The 16,101-nt window shown below is 66.2% G+C and carries 12 protein-coding genes; 4 read left to right on the top strand and 8 right to left on the bottom strand.

Going from position 1 to position 16,101, the window contains the following annotated elements; translation table 11 throughout:
- Nucleotides 1-103: 103 nt before the first annotated feature.
- Complete coding sequence (locus tag BMY06_RS11165) at nucleotides 104-1,042, bottom strand: LysR substrate-binding domain-containing protein (RefSeq protein ID WP_074983119.1); 939 nt, start codon at nucleotides 1,040-1,042, stop codon at nucleotides 104-106.
- Between the two features lie 9 nt (nucleotides 1,043-1,051).
- Complete coding sequence (locus BMY06_RS11160; protein WP_074983117.1) at nucleotides 1,052-1,984, bottom strand: helix-turn-helix transcriptional regulator; 933 nt, start codon at nucleotides 1,982-1,984, stop codon at nucleotides 1,052-1,054.
- Nucleotides 1,985-2,096: 112 nt separating this feature from the next.
- Here BMY06_RS11160 and BMY06_RS11155 point away from each other — a divergent pair, with 112 nt between their 5' ends.
- From BMY06_RS11155 to BMY06_RS11145, 3 genes are all read left to right on the top strand, one after another.
- Nucleotides 2,097-2,984, top strand: a complete 888-nt coding sequence (locus tag BMY06_RS11155) for an SDR family oxidoreductase (RefSeq protein ID WP_074983115.1) — start codon at nucleotides 2,097-2,099, stop codon at nucleotides 2,982-2,984.
- A gap of 304 nt (nucleotides 2,985-3,288) precedes the next feature.
- On the top strand, nucleotides 3,289-3,495 hold the full coding sequence (locus BMY06_RS11150) for a hypothetical protein (RefSeq protein ID WP_065064067.1): 207 nt from the start codon (nucleotides 3,289-3,291) through the stop codon (nucleotides 3,493-3,495).
- Between the two features lie 106 nt (nucleotides 3,496-3,601).
- Nucleotides 3,602-4,351 carry a glycosyltransferase family 2 protein gene (locus tag BMY06_RS11145; RefSeq protein WP_065064233.1) on the top strand — a complete coding sequence of 250 codons (750 nt, stop codon included), beginning with the start codon at nucleotides 3,602-3,604 and terminating at the stop codon, nucleotides 4,349-4,351.
- Nucleotides 4,352-4,539: 188 nt separating this feature from the next.
- Here BMY06_RS11145 and BMY06_RS11140 read toward each other — a convergent pair whose 3' ends face one another.
- From BMY06_RS11140 to BMY06_RS11130, 3 genes are all read right to left on the bottom strand, one after another.
- On the bottom strand, nucleotides 4,540-5,109 hold the full coding sequence (locus tag BMY06_RS11140; RefSeq protein ID WP_074983113.1) for a DsbA family protein: 570 nt from the start codon (nucleotides 5,107-5,109) through the stop codon (nucleotides 4,540-4,542).
- Nucleotides 5,110-5,219: 110 nt separating this feature from the next.
- Entirely contained in the window at nucleotides 5,220-7,106 is a 1,887-nt protein-coding gene (locus BMY06_RS11135) for a tannase/feruloyl esterase family alpha/beta hydrolase (protein ID WP_161495540.1), read from the bottom strand.
- Between the two features lie 330 nt (nucleotides 7,107-7,436).
- Complete coding sequence (locus BMY06_RS11130) at nucleotides 7,437-8,690, bottom strand: MFS transporter (RefSeq protein ID WP_074983365.1); 1,254 nt, start codon at nucleotides 8,688-8,690, stop codon at nucleotides 7,437-7,439.
- A gap of 344 nt (nucleotides 8,691-9,034) precedes the next feature.
- On the opposite strand from BMY06_RS11130, the gene BMY06_RS11125 reads away from it, so the two are divergent.
- Nucleotides 9,035-10,831, top strand: coding sequence for a DNA-binding protein (locus BMY06_RS11125; RefSeq protein ID WP_074983110.1), 1,797 nt, complete (start codon nucleotides 9,035-9,037; stop codon nucleotides 10,829-10,831).
- A 106-nt stretch (nucleotides 10,832-10,937) separates the two neighbouring features.
- Here BMY06_RS11125 and BMY06_RS11120 read toward each other — a convergent pair whose 3' ends face one another.
- From BMY06_RS11120 to ubiM, 3 genes are all read right to left on the bottom strand, one after another.
- Nucleotides 10,938-12,383, bottom strand: coding sequence for a cytochrome-c peroxidase (locus tag BMY06_RS11120; RefSeq protein ID WP_074983108.1), 1,446 nt, complete (start codon nucleotides 12,381-12,383; stop codon nucleotides 10,938-10,940).
- A gap of 206 nt (nucleotides 12,384-12,589) precedes the next feature.
- The gene (locus BMY06_RS11115; RefSeq protein ID WP_074983106.1) at nucleotides 12,590-14,371 is read right to left on the bottom strand and encodes a phospholipase C; all 1,782 of its coding nucleotides are present in this window, start codon (nucleotides 14,369-14,371) and stop codon (nucleotides 12,590-12,592) included.
- Nucleotides 14,372-14,893: 522 nt separating this feature from the next.
- Nucleotides 14,894-16,090, bottom strand: coding sequence for a 5-demethoxyubiquinol-8 5-hydroxylase UbiM (ubiM, locus tag BMY06_RS11110; protein ID WP_074983104.1), 1,197 nt, complete (start codon nucleotides 16,088-16,090; stop codon nucleotides 14,894-14,896).
- Between the last annotated feature and the right edge of the window lie 11 nt (nucleotides 16,091-16,101).

Genomic DNA, 16,101 nt, shown 5'->3' with positions numbered 1-16,101 from the left:
CGAATCGAAGGAGACAATCTAACCGCCGGCGCGCGCGTCGTGAAATACCGATTACGGCTATCGGGTATAGGTCCAGCCTATAGCGGCTCTGTCAGCGCGCGGTTCAGCGGCGCGAACGGGGCGCGGATCGGCCCGGCAGCACGCCCGCCCAGACGCCGCTTTCCACGAGTTCGGCGACGAGCTGCTCGACCGTTTTCTGGATCGCCAGCGAGGCGGCGCTGGTCGGCAGCGCATTGGGCACGCACAACGCCACGGCGCGCGAGATTTCGGGTTCGACGAGGCGGTGGATCAGGTGCTGATCGGCGCTGCGGCCGAATGCGTCGGACGAGACCAGGGTGACGCCGCCGCCCTGGCGCGCGATCGCGAGCATGGTCGGCAGCGAGTCGATGTCGGCGACCACTTTCGGCTCGATGCCTTCGCGCGCGAAGGCGCGCTCGATCAGCAGACGCAGGCCGTTCGCGGCGCTCGGCAGCACGAGCGGCACGTCGGCGAGACGCCGCAGCGGCACGTCCGCGCCCGCGCCGATGCCGTCGATTTCGCCGAACACGTACAGGTTTTCTTCGAACAGCGGCTGCACGGCGATACCGCGCGTTTCGGCTTCGCGAAACAGGATCGCCATGTCGAGGCGGCCGTTCGCCATCAGCTCGGCAAGATAGCCGCTCATGCCCTCGACGATATGCAGCCGGATGCCCGGGTAGTGGCGCCGCACGTACTCATAGAGCGGCAGCGCGAACACCACGGCCACGCTGGTCGGCAGGCCGATGGCGACCTGGCCCGATTCGGTGCCTTTTACCTGCACGGCGAGCGGGATTTCCTCGACCTGGCGCAACACGTCGCGCGCGCGCAGATAGAGCGCGCGGCCCGCCTCGGTCGGCTGCACGCCCTGATGGCTGCGCAGCAGCAACTGGCTCTTGAGTTCGCCTTCGAGGTTCGCGACCTGCTGGCTCAGCGACGGCTGCGCCACGCACAGCCGCTCGGCCGCCTTGGAGAGACTGCCGCAATCGACGATCGCGACGAAATACTTGAGTTGGCGGATATCCATAGGCCTAGCTTATCGCACGCCGGGCTCCGCCGTCATGTGTGTCGCGTCATCGCTGGTGGATGGCGCGGTCGATGTCTCGGTCGAGGAATCGGGCGAAGATTCCGCCGAAGCCGCCGCTTCGATCAGCACCCGGATGCGCGCGTTCGTCTCCGCGCCGAGCGGGTTGTAGACCAGCATGTGCAGATCCGGGCGGCCGTCGACGGCAAACGCCGACTGCTCCATCTCCACGAGACCGAGCGTCGGATGATGCAGGCGCTTCACGCCGTGCGCCTCGCTTTGATCGTGTACTTCATGGCTGCGCCAGAGCGCATCGAATTCGGGGCTCAGGCTGCACAGTTCATCGACCAGTTCGCCTACGGCGGAGACGAGCCCGGCGCGCGCGACATCGGCCCGGAACGCGCCGACCACGAAGCGCGCGACCGCCTCCCAGTCGTGCTGCTTGGCGCGCACGTCGGGATTGCAGAACAGAAAGCGCAGGATATTGCGCTGGCCGGGCGGCAACTTGCTGTAATCGGTCAGCACGATGGCGGCGGCGCGGTTCCACGCCACCACGTCCCAGGTCGCCGTCTTGATGATGGCCGGGCTGTATTGCAGCGAATCGAGCAGCCGTTGCAGACGCGGATTCACACCCTCGACGGGCCGGTAGCGCACTTCCGGCGGCCGTCCGAGACCGAGCATGAAAAGGTGCTCGCGTTCAGGTTCGGTGAGCATCAGCGCGCCCGCGATGCGATCGAGCACTTCGGGCGAAGGCGCGCCGCCGCGCCCCTGTTCGAGCCAGGTGTACCAGGTCGGGCTGATATGCGCGCGCTGCGCGACTTCCTCGCGGCGCAGGCCGGGCGTGCGGCGGCGGCCGCTGAAGCCGAAGCTGGCGGGATCGAGCCGCGTGCGGCAGCGCTTGAGAAAGTCGCCGAGCGAGGCGACCGAGGCAACGTGGGGAGGCATGTTCGCAGCGATCCTCGCTATCCTGTTAATCATCTTAATATGATGATCTCACTACTTTAACGGTATAGATAAACGGCAGATAGTACGCGTTCCACGACCCAGGAGTAGCAACATGCGTATTTTTCTGACCGGCGCGACCGGCTTTATCGGCTCGGCGCTCGTGCGCGAACTCATCGACGCGGGCCACGCAGTGCTCGGCATGACGCGTTCCGATGCGGGTGCGCAGGCGCTCGAACAGGCGGGCGCGCAGGTGCATCGCGGCACGCTCGAAGATCTCGACAGCCTGCGCCACGGCGCGGCGCAAGCGGACGCGGTGATCCACACGGCGTTCGATCACGATTTCTCGCGTTTCGTCGAGAACTGCGAAAAGGATCGCCTCGCGATCCGCGCGCTCGGGTCGGCGCTCGCGGGCTCGAACCGTCCGCTCATCATCACGTCGGGCACGGGCGTCGGCAGCGGTCAGCACGGCGAGCCGGCCAGCGAGGACGTGTTCAACGCGACCCATGCGAATCCGCGCATCGCTTCCGAACTGACGGGCCAGGAACTGCTCGATGCGGGGCTCGACGTGCGCGTGCTGCGTCTGCCGCAGGTTCACAACCCGTACCGGCAAGGGCTCATTACGCCGCTCGTCGCGGTGGCGCGCGAGAAGGGCATGTGCGCCTGGGTGGGCGACGGCCAGAACCGCTGGCCGGCCGGTCATCTGTCGGACGTGGTGCGGCTCTATCGCCTCGCGCTCGAAAAAGGCGCGCCGGGCGCGCGCTATCACGCCGTCGGCGAAGAGGGCGTGTCGAGCCGCGCGATCGCCGAGTCGCTTTCGCGCGCGCTCGGATTGCCCACGGCGTCGATTGCGCCCGCCGAAGCGGCGGCGCATTTCGGCTGGATGGCGATGTTCGTCGGCATGGACATGCCGGCGTCGAGCGCACTCACGCGCGCGCGGCTGGGCTGGCAGCCGGTTGGCCCGACGCTGATCGCCGATCTCGACGAAGCGCGTTTCGTGTAACGGAGGATTGGGACGCGGCGTGCGCAATGCTCACGCTAATGCCAGGTAATTAGTTCGGTATGCTGATCGATTGATTGAGATCTGAGCGCCGGATTTTCAGGTGTGCCGTGCCGCTCATGCGGGCACGGCGCACGACCTCGTCCGCATTCGGGAGAATCCTTACCAATACTTTCTACGTATTGCGAATTATCGGAGTCAGGCGCGGAAAGAACGCGTAACACAGCGTAAACAAGCTGCGATTGAATTCTGCAAGCATACCGGCCAGCTTGTTGCTTTATTTCGTTGCCTGAAGAAGAGAGTTTTCATGAAGAAGTTGCTGGCGCTGGCAAGCGCAATTGCAGTGGCGGCCGCGCTGGGCGGTTGCTGCCTGTGGCCGTTCTGTGGTCCGGGTGCGTGGGGTCCGGGTGGTGGTCCCGGCGGCGGTGGCGGTGGTGGATTCGGCGGCGGCCCCGGTGGCGGTGGCGGCCCGCACGGCGCGATCGTCGTGCCGCACGCGAGCACGTTCGCCTGATCGACCCGAAGCCTGAAGCGCGCATGACGGACCGCCGCGTTGCCGTGGCCGGTGCGTCGCGCGCGCATCCTCCGATATGGCAGTCACGCAGGATGTTGAGGATAACTTGAAAGCATCGCAGCTAGGCGTAGCGATCATCACCCTGAACGCCGGAAAGCATCTGGCGGAGTGCCTGCAATCCGTGCGCTTCGCCGACGAAATCGTCGTGATCGACAGCGGCAGCACCGACGACACCCTGGAGATCGCCCGCCAGCACGGCGCACGCGTAATCGAAGCGGATTGGCCTGGTTTCGGCGCGCAGAAGAATCGCGCGATCGATGCCTTGTCGACGCCGTGGATTCTGTCCATCGACGCCGACGAAGTCGTCACGCCCGAACTCGCGCAATCGATTCGCGAGGCGATCGCGCAACCCGATCAGGTCGTGTATGCGGTCGATCGGCTGTCGAGTTTCTGCGGTCAGTGGATCTATCACTCGGGTTGGTATCCGGACTGGATTCCGCGTCTGTTTCCGCGCGACGTGGCGCGTTTTTCGACTGACCTCGTGCACGAGCGCGTGGTGTACGACGCACCGTCTCGCCGTCTCACGGGCAAGCTGATGCATTACTCGTACGACGATGTCGAAAGCGTGCTGCGCAAGATGGATCTGTATTCGACGCTGGGCGCCGAGCAGCGGCGCGCGTCGGCGAAACGCAGCAGTGTGAGCAAGGCGCTCGGGCGCGGCCTGTGGGCGTTCATTCGCACCTATGTGCTGCGGCGCGGCTTTCTCGATGGCCGCGCGGGTCTCGTGATCGCGGTGTACAACGCCGAAACGGTTTATTACCGCTTCCTGAAGCTCGCGCGTCTCGGTACGCCGTAACGCGTGGAAAGCGGCGGTCGATGTGAGTCGATCGCCGTTTTTTTGACGTCACATTCGCAACTAACGGCCAATCGCGCCGTGCGTTGCCCAGTCAGATCCCACGCGAAAAACACGTTGACCGAACGCACGGCAAGAGCTTGCAGTGCGTCCGGTTTTCTTCTTGATGCGTTAGCGCTAAAACCAGCGCTTTAACGCAGGCGCTCGGCCCACGCAGCGACCTCATCGCCGCTGCTGATCTTCGGATCGACCAGCCCGTCGATCATGAAGGTCGGCGAAACGTGGATGCCATTTTGACGCGCGTATTTCGCGTGCCATTTCACTTCGGTGTCGAGGCCGGGAATCGCGAACGCCTCGCGCAGCGCGAGGCCGCTATAGCGTTCGAGGCGCGCGATGATGTCGTTGGGCGTCGCGTCCATGTTGGGGCCGCCGCAATGGCGTTCGAATTCGAATTCCTCGCGATGCGCAGCCGCCGCGGCCATCACCGCTTTCGCGCTTTCCTTGCCGCCCGGCAGCGTCGACGCCGCCAGAATGCAGCGCACGATCACGCCCGAATACATATGCCACGGCTGCGATTGCAGGCGGATCTTGATCGTGATCTTGTCGGCGCCCGCGGTGTCGAGCAGGGCGTCGAGCTTGCCGAACGCGCGCACCGAGTACGGGCAGGTCGGTTCGAGAAAGACTTCGAACACGCGCGGGCCGTGGCCCCAGGCGAGCGGATCGGCACGCCACGTGGGCGCGGAAGAAGCGGGTTGCGTCATGGTTTCGGATTCCGGTTGAGGATGAGTGATGTCACGCGACGAGTACGCGGCGTGCGAGCGACGTGCAAGCGACGTGCACGCGGCCTGAAAACCGCGCACGTCGCGTACCGTCAGGGTCTGGATTGCGGCAGCGGGAAAAGCGTATCGTCGCGCACGACGTACTGCTTCTGGAAGCCCGGACGCAGCATGAACGCGCCGTACCAGTCGATCGAAGCGGGCTCCTTCACGGGGCTCGCCGCGCGACCGTAGCTCGACGCGAGTTTCGGGTCGCCCTTGCCGAGATAGTGCGCGATCTGCGGGAACGGATAGATCGGACGGCTCGCGAGCGCCGGCTGATTCGGGATCGCCACGGGAGGCAGGGCCGCGTGCGCGCCCATGCCGCCGCCGCGTCCGTCGCTGCCGCCTTGCGGGCCGTCCGTCTGCGGTGCGCCATGTGCGGTGCTAGTGGCCGAAGCCCCCGAGGCAGCGGAAGCACCCGAAGCCCCCGGCGGCGGCCCGAAGCCGCCCGCGCTCGCGGCGATACGATCCGCGTGCAGGCTCGCGGGCGCGGTGCCGCGCTCGACCCACGCCATCAGCGGGCTCAGCGTATCGACTTGCGCGAAGCCGTCGCCGCCGCCGCAGTGGCCTACGCCCGGGATCATGAAGAGGCGCAGGAAACGGTCGGTCGCGGCCACGCCCAGCTCGGCCTGCACGGCGCGATAGTAGGCGATGGAGATCATCGGCGCGATCGAGAAGTCGGCCCAGCCGTGCCACATGATGAGCTTGCCGCCGCGCGCGGAGAACGCGTGCAGATCGGGATTGGTCGCGTCGTTGAGCGGATGCAGTTCCTGCATGCGCGCGAATTGGGCGGTCGTGAACGGGAACGTCGTCGCGCTCGATTCGGCCTGCGACGGCGCGAGATTGACCACCGGCACCATGCTCGCGAACAGCGATTCGGACATCACGCGCGAGTTGGCGTCGCGCGGCACGAACGAGCCCCACATCAGTTCCGAGCCAGGTTCGAGGCCGCCCGGCAGGAAGCGATGACCGGCGGCGTCGGTCGGGCCCGTGTAGATTTTCTGCGCCACCGACCATTCGGCGGGCGTGAGGCAGTGCGCCGTATCGGCCGCACCGGTCTTGCACGCAACCCAGCCTGGCTGCACGCGACACGCGCGCGGATCGCTGAGCAGGCCGTCCTTGACGCCGTCGAGCGTGTCGCAATGTGCGATCACCGCATCGTGCAGCACGCGCAGCTTCGGCGCGAGCAGGATCGGCTTGCCGTTGCTGTCGCGATTGGCGGCTACGGTCCACGCGTGGAAGAACGAGTTCTGGATCTGGAACAGCATCGCGGGCGCGCCCGCCGAAATGCCGTCGAAGTCCTCGGGATAGCGCTGCGCTTCCATCAGCGCTTCGCGGCCGCCGTCCGAGCAGCCGGAGAAATACGCGTAGCGCGGCGCGACGCCGTAGAACGCGCGCATCAGCGCTTTCGAGGCGAGCGCGGTCAAGTGATTCGCGCGATAAGCGAAATCGATGCGCTTTTGCGGATCGGCCGCGAACGCGCCTTCGTCGGGCGCACCCATGCGGCCCGTGTGGCCCATGTCGGTGGCGGCGACGGCGAATTCTCCGTCGAGCGCGGGACGGCAATCGCCCGCGTTGCCGATGCTCGCGTTGATCTGGCCGCAGAGCCCGCCGCAACCGGCTTGCAGATAGCGTTGCGTCCACTTTTGCGTCGGCAGGTCGAGCTTGAAGCCGATCGACGGCGCGATCGTGCCGCTCACTTCGCAGAACTCGCCTTGCGCGGTGTTCACGCGTTTCGTTTCGATGGCCACGGCGGCGCCGACGGCGACATCGAGCTTCGTCTGGGCGAGCGCCTCGCAGCTTTGCACGGGCGCGACCACGGCCAATGTCGTGCCGGGATCGGCGAAGGCGGGCGCCGCGCGCAGCAGCGCCAGCCCCGCGAGCAGGAGGAGCGCAACGGCGAACGCGGCCGCGCGACGGGAAAGCAGAGTTAAGGACATGGCGTTCATGGAGAGAAACGGTGGGCACTCGCGTGCCGGAGGTCGGCACGGCGAACAGGCCGCCGCGAATTCAGGAACCGTGTTCTTAGCATTTTTTTCGATTCGATGGCGCGGGTTCGGCGGCGCGATTATGACAATCGATGACCGGATAAGCAGAAAGCATGGCGCGCTGAATGTCGATGCAGCGGCGCGGCAGGAGTCTCCGGCCAGGCACGTGCGCGATTTTCCGGCGTGGCGCAAACGCAGATCGAGCCTGGCATGTGGGTGGATTTCAATCGCGCTATTTGATTGGGCATGCTTAGCAGTGTGCCCGGGATAGGCCGCCCACACTCAACCTCGTCCGCCGCGCATCGTCGCCGCATAAGCGATGAGTCCGAGCAGCGGGCCGGGCACGAGCAGCCACGTCGCGTCGAGTCCGATCTGGCCGAACAGCGCGGTCGTGGCCGCGATCGACACGACCGTGATCGCGAAGCCGATCGAATTCGAGATCGCCAGCGCGCCGCCGACCGCGCCCGGCGGGCACGCTTTCGCGGCGAGCGCCGAGAACTGCGGCGAATCGGCGATCACCGTCGCGCCCCACGCGAGCAGCAGCGCGCCGAGCGCCACGGGCGGCAGATGGCGCCAGGCGAGCGAGAACGTCAACGCGCACGCACCCGACATCGCCAGCGCGCCCAGCGCGACCTTTGCGCTGCCCGCGCGGCGCGACAACGATCCGCCGATCCAGGTGCCGAGCGCCCCGATGCCGATGATGCAGAACGCCACGCCCGAGACGCCGAGGCGCGGAAACGTGGCCGCGAGCGCGGTGCGCGAAACCAGCAGCGGCACCGTCGTCCAGAACGCGTACAGCTCCCACATGTGGCCGAAATAGCCGAACGTCGCCGCGCGAAACGCGCGAATCCGGAACATCGACCACGCGCTCGCGGCGATGGGCGCGCGGTGCGCATCGTCATCGGCACGATCCGGCTGCGTGCGGGCGCGCGTGTAGGGCCCGTCGCCGAGCGAGCCGACAAGCACGGCGCCGACCAGCGCGAGCGCCGACGACGCCGTGATCACGAGTTGCCAGGGAAAGCCCGCTCCGGCGAAGCGCATCGCGTGCGGCAGCGCCGTGCCGAGCGTCAACATGGCGACGAGCTGTGCGAGCGCCTGGCCGGTTTTCTCGGGCGCCCAGCTCACGATCAGCTTCATGCCCATCGGATAGATCCCGGCGAGAGTCACGCCCACGCAGAAGCGCAGCGCCGCGCCGCTGATGAGACCGCCCGCGAGCCACGCGAAGGCGAGATTGAAGCCTGCGCCCGTCACCGAGCTCAGCACGAAAATGCGGCTGGCGGCGTATCGGTCGGCGGCACCCGTCGACGAGATCGTCAACGTGGCGAGAATGAAGCCGATCTGCACCGCGTTCGTGAGCCAGCCGATATCGGCGGCCGTGGCATGCCAGATGCGCATGAGATCGCCGGCGGTGCTGTTGGCGCTGAACCAGAGCGAGGTGCCGAAAAGCTGCGCGATGGCGATGGTGCCGACGGCGCCCGGCAGACGCGGCGCCTGCCGGCGATTCCCGTGGCGTTTGCGGGCGAGGGCGGTGTTCATGGTGAGGCGCGTGCGATGATTGTTCATCATAGCGAGCCCGGCAGGCGGCGAATGGCGTTTTTGTCGGCGATTCACCAGACAAATGCGCCTGGAGCACAGGTCGAGCGCAGGTCAAGCGCGTCCAGATTACGTCTTGAAGAACGCGGCATCGCTTTATAAAATTCGACCCGCACTATTCGGCGACGACATCCAATTGCGCGAATACGTCCCCGTTCCCCCGGCTTTTCCGCCAATTAACTTTGGGGCCGAGACCCGACAATTTTCATATTGCGGGGGCTATGCTCACCACCGATCGACCTGCGGTTGCGTCGATCGTCAATTTTCTTAGCGTTATCGAGGCGGATATGTCTAGCAGCAGTATTGCGATCACCGACGAACTCGTCGCTGAAATCGCGGACCGGATGGCCGAAGACGGCCAGACGGTGTCGCCCGTGGCCATCTGGTCGGAAGTCCATACCGGCTCCGTGGTCTCCGTCGCCGCGTCGCTGCGCAAGTGGCGCGAGGCGCGTGCGCCGCGCGTGCCGCAGGTTTCCGAGCGCCCGGCCTTGCCCGACGCCGTCACCGAAACGATGCGCGACGCGCTCGACCGTCTGTGGACGTCGGCGCAGGACGAGGCCGAGCGCGCCGTGACGCGCCGTCTGGCGTCGATGCGCGAGCGCGTCGAAGACGCGTGCAACGAGCGCGACGACGCGCTCGCCGAGTTGCAGAACACCGTCCAGGAACTGGATTCGCTGCAAGTTCAGCTGGACCGCATGACGAGCGCCTACGAAGCGAAGGTCGACGCCGGCAGCGGACTGGACGAGGACATCGCACTGGCCGTGCAGCGCACCGACGCCGCCGAAAAGCGCGTGCAGGAACTGACCGAGCGCGTCAACCTGCTCGAAGCGGAACTCGAGCAGGCCGCGTCGGAATTCGCGGCCGAGCGCGCGGCGCGTGAAGCCGCCGAGGCCGAAGTGGTCCGCCAGACCGAAATCGCCGCGGCAGCGACGGCCGCCGCGCAGCAGATCGTGGCGGAGCAGGCGGCGGCAGCGGAACGCGCGGCAGCCGAGCAGGCCGCGGCGCAAGCGGCGGCGGAACACGCGGCTGCGGAAAAGGCCGCTGCGGATCAGATCGCGGCGGAGCAGGCGGCTGCCGAACAGGCCGCTGCAGAGCAGGCGGCAGCGGAACAAGCCGCCGAGCAGGCAGCGGCGGAACAGGCCGCGGCGGAACAAGCAGCAGAGCAAGCCGCAGCCGAACAGGCAGCCGCACAACAAGCCGAACCCGCAGTCGATAACGAAGCCGAGCGCGCCGCGCTGGAAGCCGCGCATGCGGAAACCGTCGCGCGTCTGGAAGGCGAGCTCGAATCGATCCGCGCCGCGCTGCAAGCCGAGCAGGAAGCCCACGCCGCGCGTCGCGACGAAGTCAGCAGCGTGCAAGCCGAGCGCGATGCCGCCGCCAGCGAACTGCAGAACGTGCAGACGCAGGTCGCCAGCCTGACCGAAGAGCGCGATGCCGGCGCGTCCGAGATCGCGCGTCTGTCGGCGACCGTGACGGAAGCGCAGGAGCGCGCGGCCGAACTGTCGCAACTCGCGGAAAACGCGGCAGCCGAAGCCGCCGCGAACGCGGAAGCGATCGCGAAGGCCGAGCAGGCGGTGAAGGACGCGCAGGAAGCGCATGAGGCGCTGCAGGCGCAGGCACAAGCGCAGGCCGAGGAAGCGCAGGCCGAGGAAGCTCAGGCAGCCGCGTCGGCGCCGCAGGAAGCGCCGCAAGCAGCGCAGCAGGACACGGCGGCCATCGAAGCGCTGGAAACGCTGAAGGCCCAGTTCACGCAGGAAGCGCAAACGCACGCCGCCGCGATCAACGAAGCGCGCGACAACCTCAAGAAGTGGGCCGACTACGCGAACGGCCTCAAGCAGCAACTGATCCAGTCCAACGAGCAGATGATGCTGATCCACGCACGCGGCGTGGGCGAAGCATCGCTGAGCCGCCGCCTCGCCGGCGAGCTGAGCCAGCTCAAGCCGGATCACGAGTTGCTGCGCAAGGAGTTCCAGCAGCGCGTCATCGTCGAGGCGATCAGCGCCCAGCTCGAAGCACAGGGCTATCGCTACGACGCGTCGACGGGCGCGGTCACGAAGCTGAACGCCGAGAACGCATCGGCCTGACGCTTTGGACGCACGCACCGGCGAGCCTGGCCGGTCGACAAAACAAAAAACGCGCGGATCGCTCCGCGCGTTTTTTTTCGCCTCGTGCCAATACCGGCAGCCGCGCTCACTTCGCCTTGTAGCCGTCCGTGAGCGTGCTGATGAACGCGATGATGTCCTGGATATCCTGATCGGACATCGCGGGCTGATCGGTCGGCTTGCGGTCGAACGGCGCATCGGCGTAATCGACGTTGCCTTGCCACGCCTTCGGAATGTCGTTGTACATCTGCACCTTGCCCGAAGCGTCGCGCGGATAGATCTTGCCCGGATCGGTATTGCGCAGGTTGTAGAAGTCCATCACCTGCTTCAGATCGTGATAGACGCCGTTGTGGAAATACACGTGACGAATCGCGCTGTTGCGCAGCGTCGGCGTGAGGAACATGCCGCAATACTGCGTCTGCTGCGCGAGGTCCTGGCGGATCGGCCCGCACAGTCCGAGGTCGAAGAATTTCGGATCGCGATTCGCTTCCAGGCGCGGATTGCGCGGCACGCCGAGCGCTTCGTACTGCGTGTCGGTGAAGAGCGGCGGCAGGCCGTCCGAGGTCGGCTGGCTCAAGTGGCAACCGGCGCAATTCGCCTTCTTCGAATCGTTGAACAGACGCAGGCCGCGCAGTTCCGCGTGCGTGAGCCGCGCCTTGCCTTGCAGCCAGTCGTCGTATTTGCTCGTGAACGCGTGGAAATCCGGTTCCTCGAATTCGAAGCGGCCGACCGCGAACATCGCCTCGGCGGTCAGCAAGGTCGGGTTGTCGAAGATGCGCGGGCCGAACAGTTTGCGGAAGGTGTCCGAGTACGACGCGTGCGCGAGCTTCGCGGCGACCGTGGCGGCATCCGGGTTCGCCATTTCGGTCGGATTGAGCAGCGGCCCGAGCGCCTGGCGCTGATACGAATCGGCGCGACCGTCCCAGAACAGGCCGCCCACCGGCACCATGGCGACGGTCGTGGGCGTCGCGCCCGCGACCTTGTCGGCGCGCTGCGTGCCCTTGGCGGCCTGGGCGAGCGCGTTGAAGTCGGGCGGCGCGGCGGCGTCGGCGGCATCGGGGCCGATGCTGAACGGCGCCTGGCGATACAGATACGCGAGCGAGGGCGGTGGACGATAGCTCTGGCGATCGAGATTCGGGCCGCCCAGTTGGGCGTCGAGATCGTTCGGCGGACCGTAGCCACGCGTCGCGCTATGACACGACGCGCACGACTGCTTGCCCGACGCGGACAACGACGTGTCGTAAAAAATCTGCTTGCCGAGTTTCGCGACCGCGCTCAGCGGCGCCTGCGGCGGCAACACGAGCTGCACGGGATGCGGATTGGCGCCGGTGAGGTCTTCCACCGCGTCGCCCACGGCGGCGGGCATGCGTTCGGGATAGGCGAGCGCGTAGCCGGCCAGCCCGGCGAGCGCGAACAGCGCGACCGCGCAGCCGGTCAGCAGGCGCGTGCGGCCGCGTGTCCGGCTGGCGCCGGGCGGCCCCTTGGGCGCGGAGGACTCGGCGGAAGGGGACGGACGGTACGGTTGCGTTGACATAGACGAGTGATGAGCGATGCCCGCGAGGCCCGGCGAACCTGCGTGCATGCCGGGCGCTGTAAAGAGGAACAAGCCAGGAAAAAAGCATCGATCCGACCGTGGCCGGACCGATGCGCAAGAGCGTCCCAACGCTGCGTCAAACGATGCAGGGAAGCCGGGACGCCCGTCGATGGTCAAACGTTGCGCTGGATGCGACGAGGCGACGCTTAGAGCGACGGCCCGGTGATCGCAGCGGGCGCCGACGAGAGCTGCGTGCCCTTGTTCGAGTCGAGATACAGCGGCGCGATCGGCGACGTGCTCGCGAAGTTGAACAGGTTCATGATGCTGCCCGCGTTCGCGTCGTTCGAGCCCTGGCCGATGCGCGCGCCGCCGAGCCAGTTGTCCTCGATGAAGCGCACGACCGAGGACTGTGTGACCACGGTGGTGCCGTCGACGAAATTCGCCTTGGCGTACGGCGAGATCACGAGGAACGGAATGCGCGTGCCCGGACCGCAGCGGCCATTCACGGCGCCGCCGTTCACGCCCGCGCCTTGCACCGCGCCCGTGGCGTTACACACGCCCGCGCCGTTGAGCTGGTCGGCGCCCGTCACGGCCGTCTTGGTCGTCTGGCCCGTCGTTTCCGCCGAGGTCGAGTCGAACGAGGAGGTCGTCGGCGCGATGTACTGGTGGTCGTACCAGCCGTCCGAGTCGTCGTAGGTCACGATGACCGCGGTGTTCTTCCAGTCGGGCTGCTGCTGGAGGAAGTTCACCACGCTCGTCACGAACGACTGTTCGTCGAGCGGATCGGAGTTGCCAGGGTGGGCGTCGGCGACCGCCGGTGCCTTCAGGAAGCTCACCGACGGGAAGTTGCCCGCCTTGACCGCCGTGAAGAAGTCGTTCACGTCGTACTGGTGATGCACCGGCGTGGCCGTGTTGTCGAGCGGATCGGTGTAGCCGATCGCCGCCACCGACGACGGACGCGTATGCGCGAGGTTCTGCGTGCTCGTGTAGTACTGGAACCACGCGTGATGCTGCACGTAGTCGTTTTCGCTCGCGCCGAGCACCGACGAATACGTCGAGCGGTTGCAGCCCGTCGTGCCGTTCGCGTTCACGGTCTGCAGATTGAAGCCGCCCATGAAGCCGCCCCACGTGACGCCGCTCGAATTCAGCAGATCGCCGATGTTCTTCGAGGACATCGCCGCCGTCGTGCTCGAACCGGCCGCGACCGTGCAGGCGTCGCCGGTCGGGTCGAGGTCGCCGACGAGCGTCCAGCCGCCTTGCAGGTCGTACACCACGTCGGTCGACGGGCTCGTCGTCGCGCTGCCCGTGACGACCGCGCCGCTCGACGTCACCACGGCGCCGTTGTGCTGGCCCGAGATCACCGAGATCGCGCCCGGCGTCGACGGACCGTAGGTGTCCGTGTACGCGTTGTCGCTCATCGCGAAGTGCTGCGCGTAGTTCCAGAGCGCGGTCACGGTGTTGCCGTCGAAATAACCCATCACGAGGCCCGGCTCGCCGAACGTGTTCGCCGAACCCACGGCGTTATTGCCGGTGTTCAGCGGATACAGATCCATCTTCCCGTCGTCGGCGGCGAGCTGTTCCGGCGTGTAGTTGTGGTTCTGGCTTTCCGTGGCGGCCTGCGAACGGTCGAGGCGGAACGGATTGATGTTGGTCCCGCTCGGGTTCTTCGTGTTCGCGACGGTCGGGTTGCTCGTCAAGAGCGCGGTCGTGAGACCGTTGACGGTCGGCGTGCCCGAGGCTGCCGTAAACGTCGGCTCGCCTTCGGGGTTCTGCGCGTTCGGATAGGTGCCGAAGTAATGGTCGAAGGACTCGTTCTCGCCGAAGATGACCACGAGGTGCTTGATCGGCGTGCTCGTCGCGAGCGCGTCTTGCGGCGACACGGCCGCCGTCGTCGAACTGGACGGCGTGTTGTTGCTGCTGCCGCAGGCCGCGATGGTGGCGACCGCCGCAGCGAACGAGATGGATAGCAAAGCTTTTCTGTGTTGCATTTCGCGCGCTCCTGGATTTTAGTATGGCGCTTCGTCTTATTGGGTTGAAAGCAAGCAGTGGGTTAATTGCAATAATCGCAATCGGGATTCTTTGAGGTGCCGTCAAAGTGGGCGCATTGAATCATTCGAGTGTGAAACTTTTATAAAGAATTCCGAATATCCGGCAGGCGTTTTTCGGCGATTATTGCAGTCGATGCAGGTAATGAAGACGTTTGACGCCCGGCAGGAATCGGGCAATTGAAAGCCGGCGGCGAGCGGCTTGCGGGCAGGGGTTTACAGCGTGAAAAGCACAACGCGGCCGTCGAGGGCCGCGTTGCTTTGAATTAACTCGTTGATAATCCGGTTCGAATTTATCAATTCGACGCTGAAATAAATTGTAAAATTCCTGTTATTAATTTATTGAAATATTTCGATTGTATTTCGTGCGTATTTCGTTTTGCTTTTATTGACGGCGGACCTTTGCCGTTTTTGAAACCGGCGCGTGGGCGAGCGCCGGTAATTTTTCGTCATCCAATGTGCTGATTATCCGGTCAGCGAAGCGGCCACGGCTTTGCGGAACGGCGCGAGATGCGAGGCCGCGCGCAGCATGACGTTGCGCGCGAGGCGCGCGGGCAGCGTGCCGTTGGTGTAGATCTCGGTGATCAGGCGCGTGGCCAGAAACAGCGGCCGCGTCGCGCGTCGATGGCGGCTCTCGTAGCGGCGCAACACGTTCAGCGCGCCGATATCGCCGCCTTCGCGCAGCGCGGTCGTCAGGCACTCGCAAAGCGTTTCGACGCTCGCGAGGCCGAAGTTGAAGCCGTGCGCCGTGACCGGATGCATGCCCACGGCCGCGTCGCCGATCGCGGCAAAACGCGTGGCCGCGAAGCGGTCCGCGTAGACCGAAACCAGCGGATAGAGATGGCGCGTGCTGACCAGTTGCATCGCGCCGAGCCGCCGCGCGAAACGCCTTTCGAGATTCGCGCCGAACGCTTCAGCATCGAGCGCCGCGAGCGCGCTGATTTCGTGCGCGGGCAGCGTGAGCACGACCGACGACTGATGCGCGCCGCTCGGCGCATGCGCGTTCATCGGCAGCAGCGCGAGCGTCTGGCCGTAGCCGAACCACTCCCAGGCCGCCTCGCGATGCGGCAGCTCGTGCGTCATGCGGCAGACGAGCATGGTCTTGCCGAAGTCGTGCAGATCGGCGGCGATGCCCATCATGCGGCGCGTCGCGGAAAAGCGGCTGTCGGCGGCCACGACCAGCGCGCCCGTCAAGACCGTGCCGTTGTCGAGCGTCACGCGCGCCGCTTCGGCGCCGGTGTCCACAGCGCTGACCGCTTCGCCCGCGATCACCGTGACATCGCCGTGCGTGGCGATGTTCGCCTGCAACGCGTCGAAAGCCGCCCGGCGGATGACCTGGTTGGCGACCAGCCAGCCCAGCTCCGCATGCTCGCGCGAGTCGCTGCCGATTTCGAGCGCATGCGTGGAGAGGCCGTTGAAGATTTTCGCGGCGCGCATCGGCGAGCGGGCGTCGGCGTCGATACGCTCCCACAGGCCGAGTTCGCGCATCAGGCGCACGGAGGGTTGCGTGAGCGCGATTTCGCGGCCGTCGAAGGCGGGCGCGGCGATCACGTCGAGCGGCTGTTGCTCGACGAGCGCGATGCGCAGGCCGCGGCCGCTGAGCGCACGCGCGAGACAGAGACCGACGGGGCCGCCCCCGACGATGATGACATCGTGATTCATGGACCTGTTCT

Origin of the sequence: Paraburkholderia tropica, from assembly GCF_900109265.1 — a bacterium.
Classification (GTDB): Bacteria; Pseudomonadota; Gammaproteobacteria; order Burkholderiales; family Burkholderiaceae; genus Paraburkholderia; species Paraburkholderia tropica.
The sequence above is the reverse complement of the archived record's forward strand: the minus strand, read 5'-3'. Positions and strand labels throughout refer to the sequence as shown.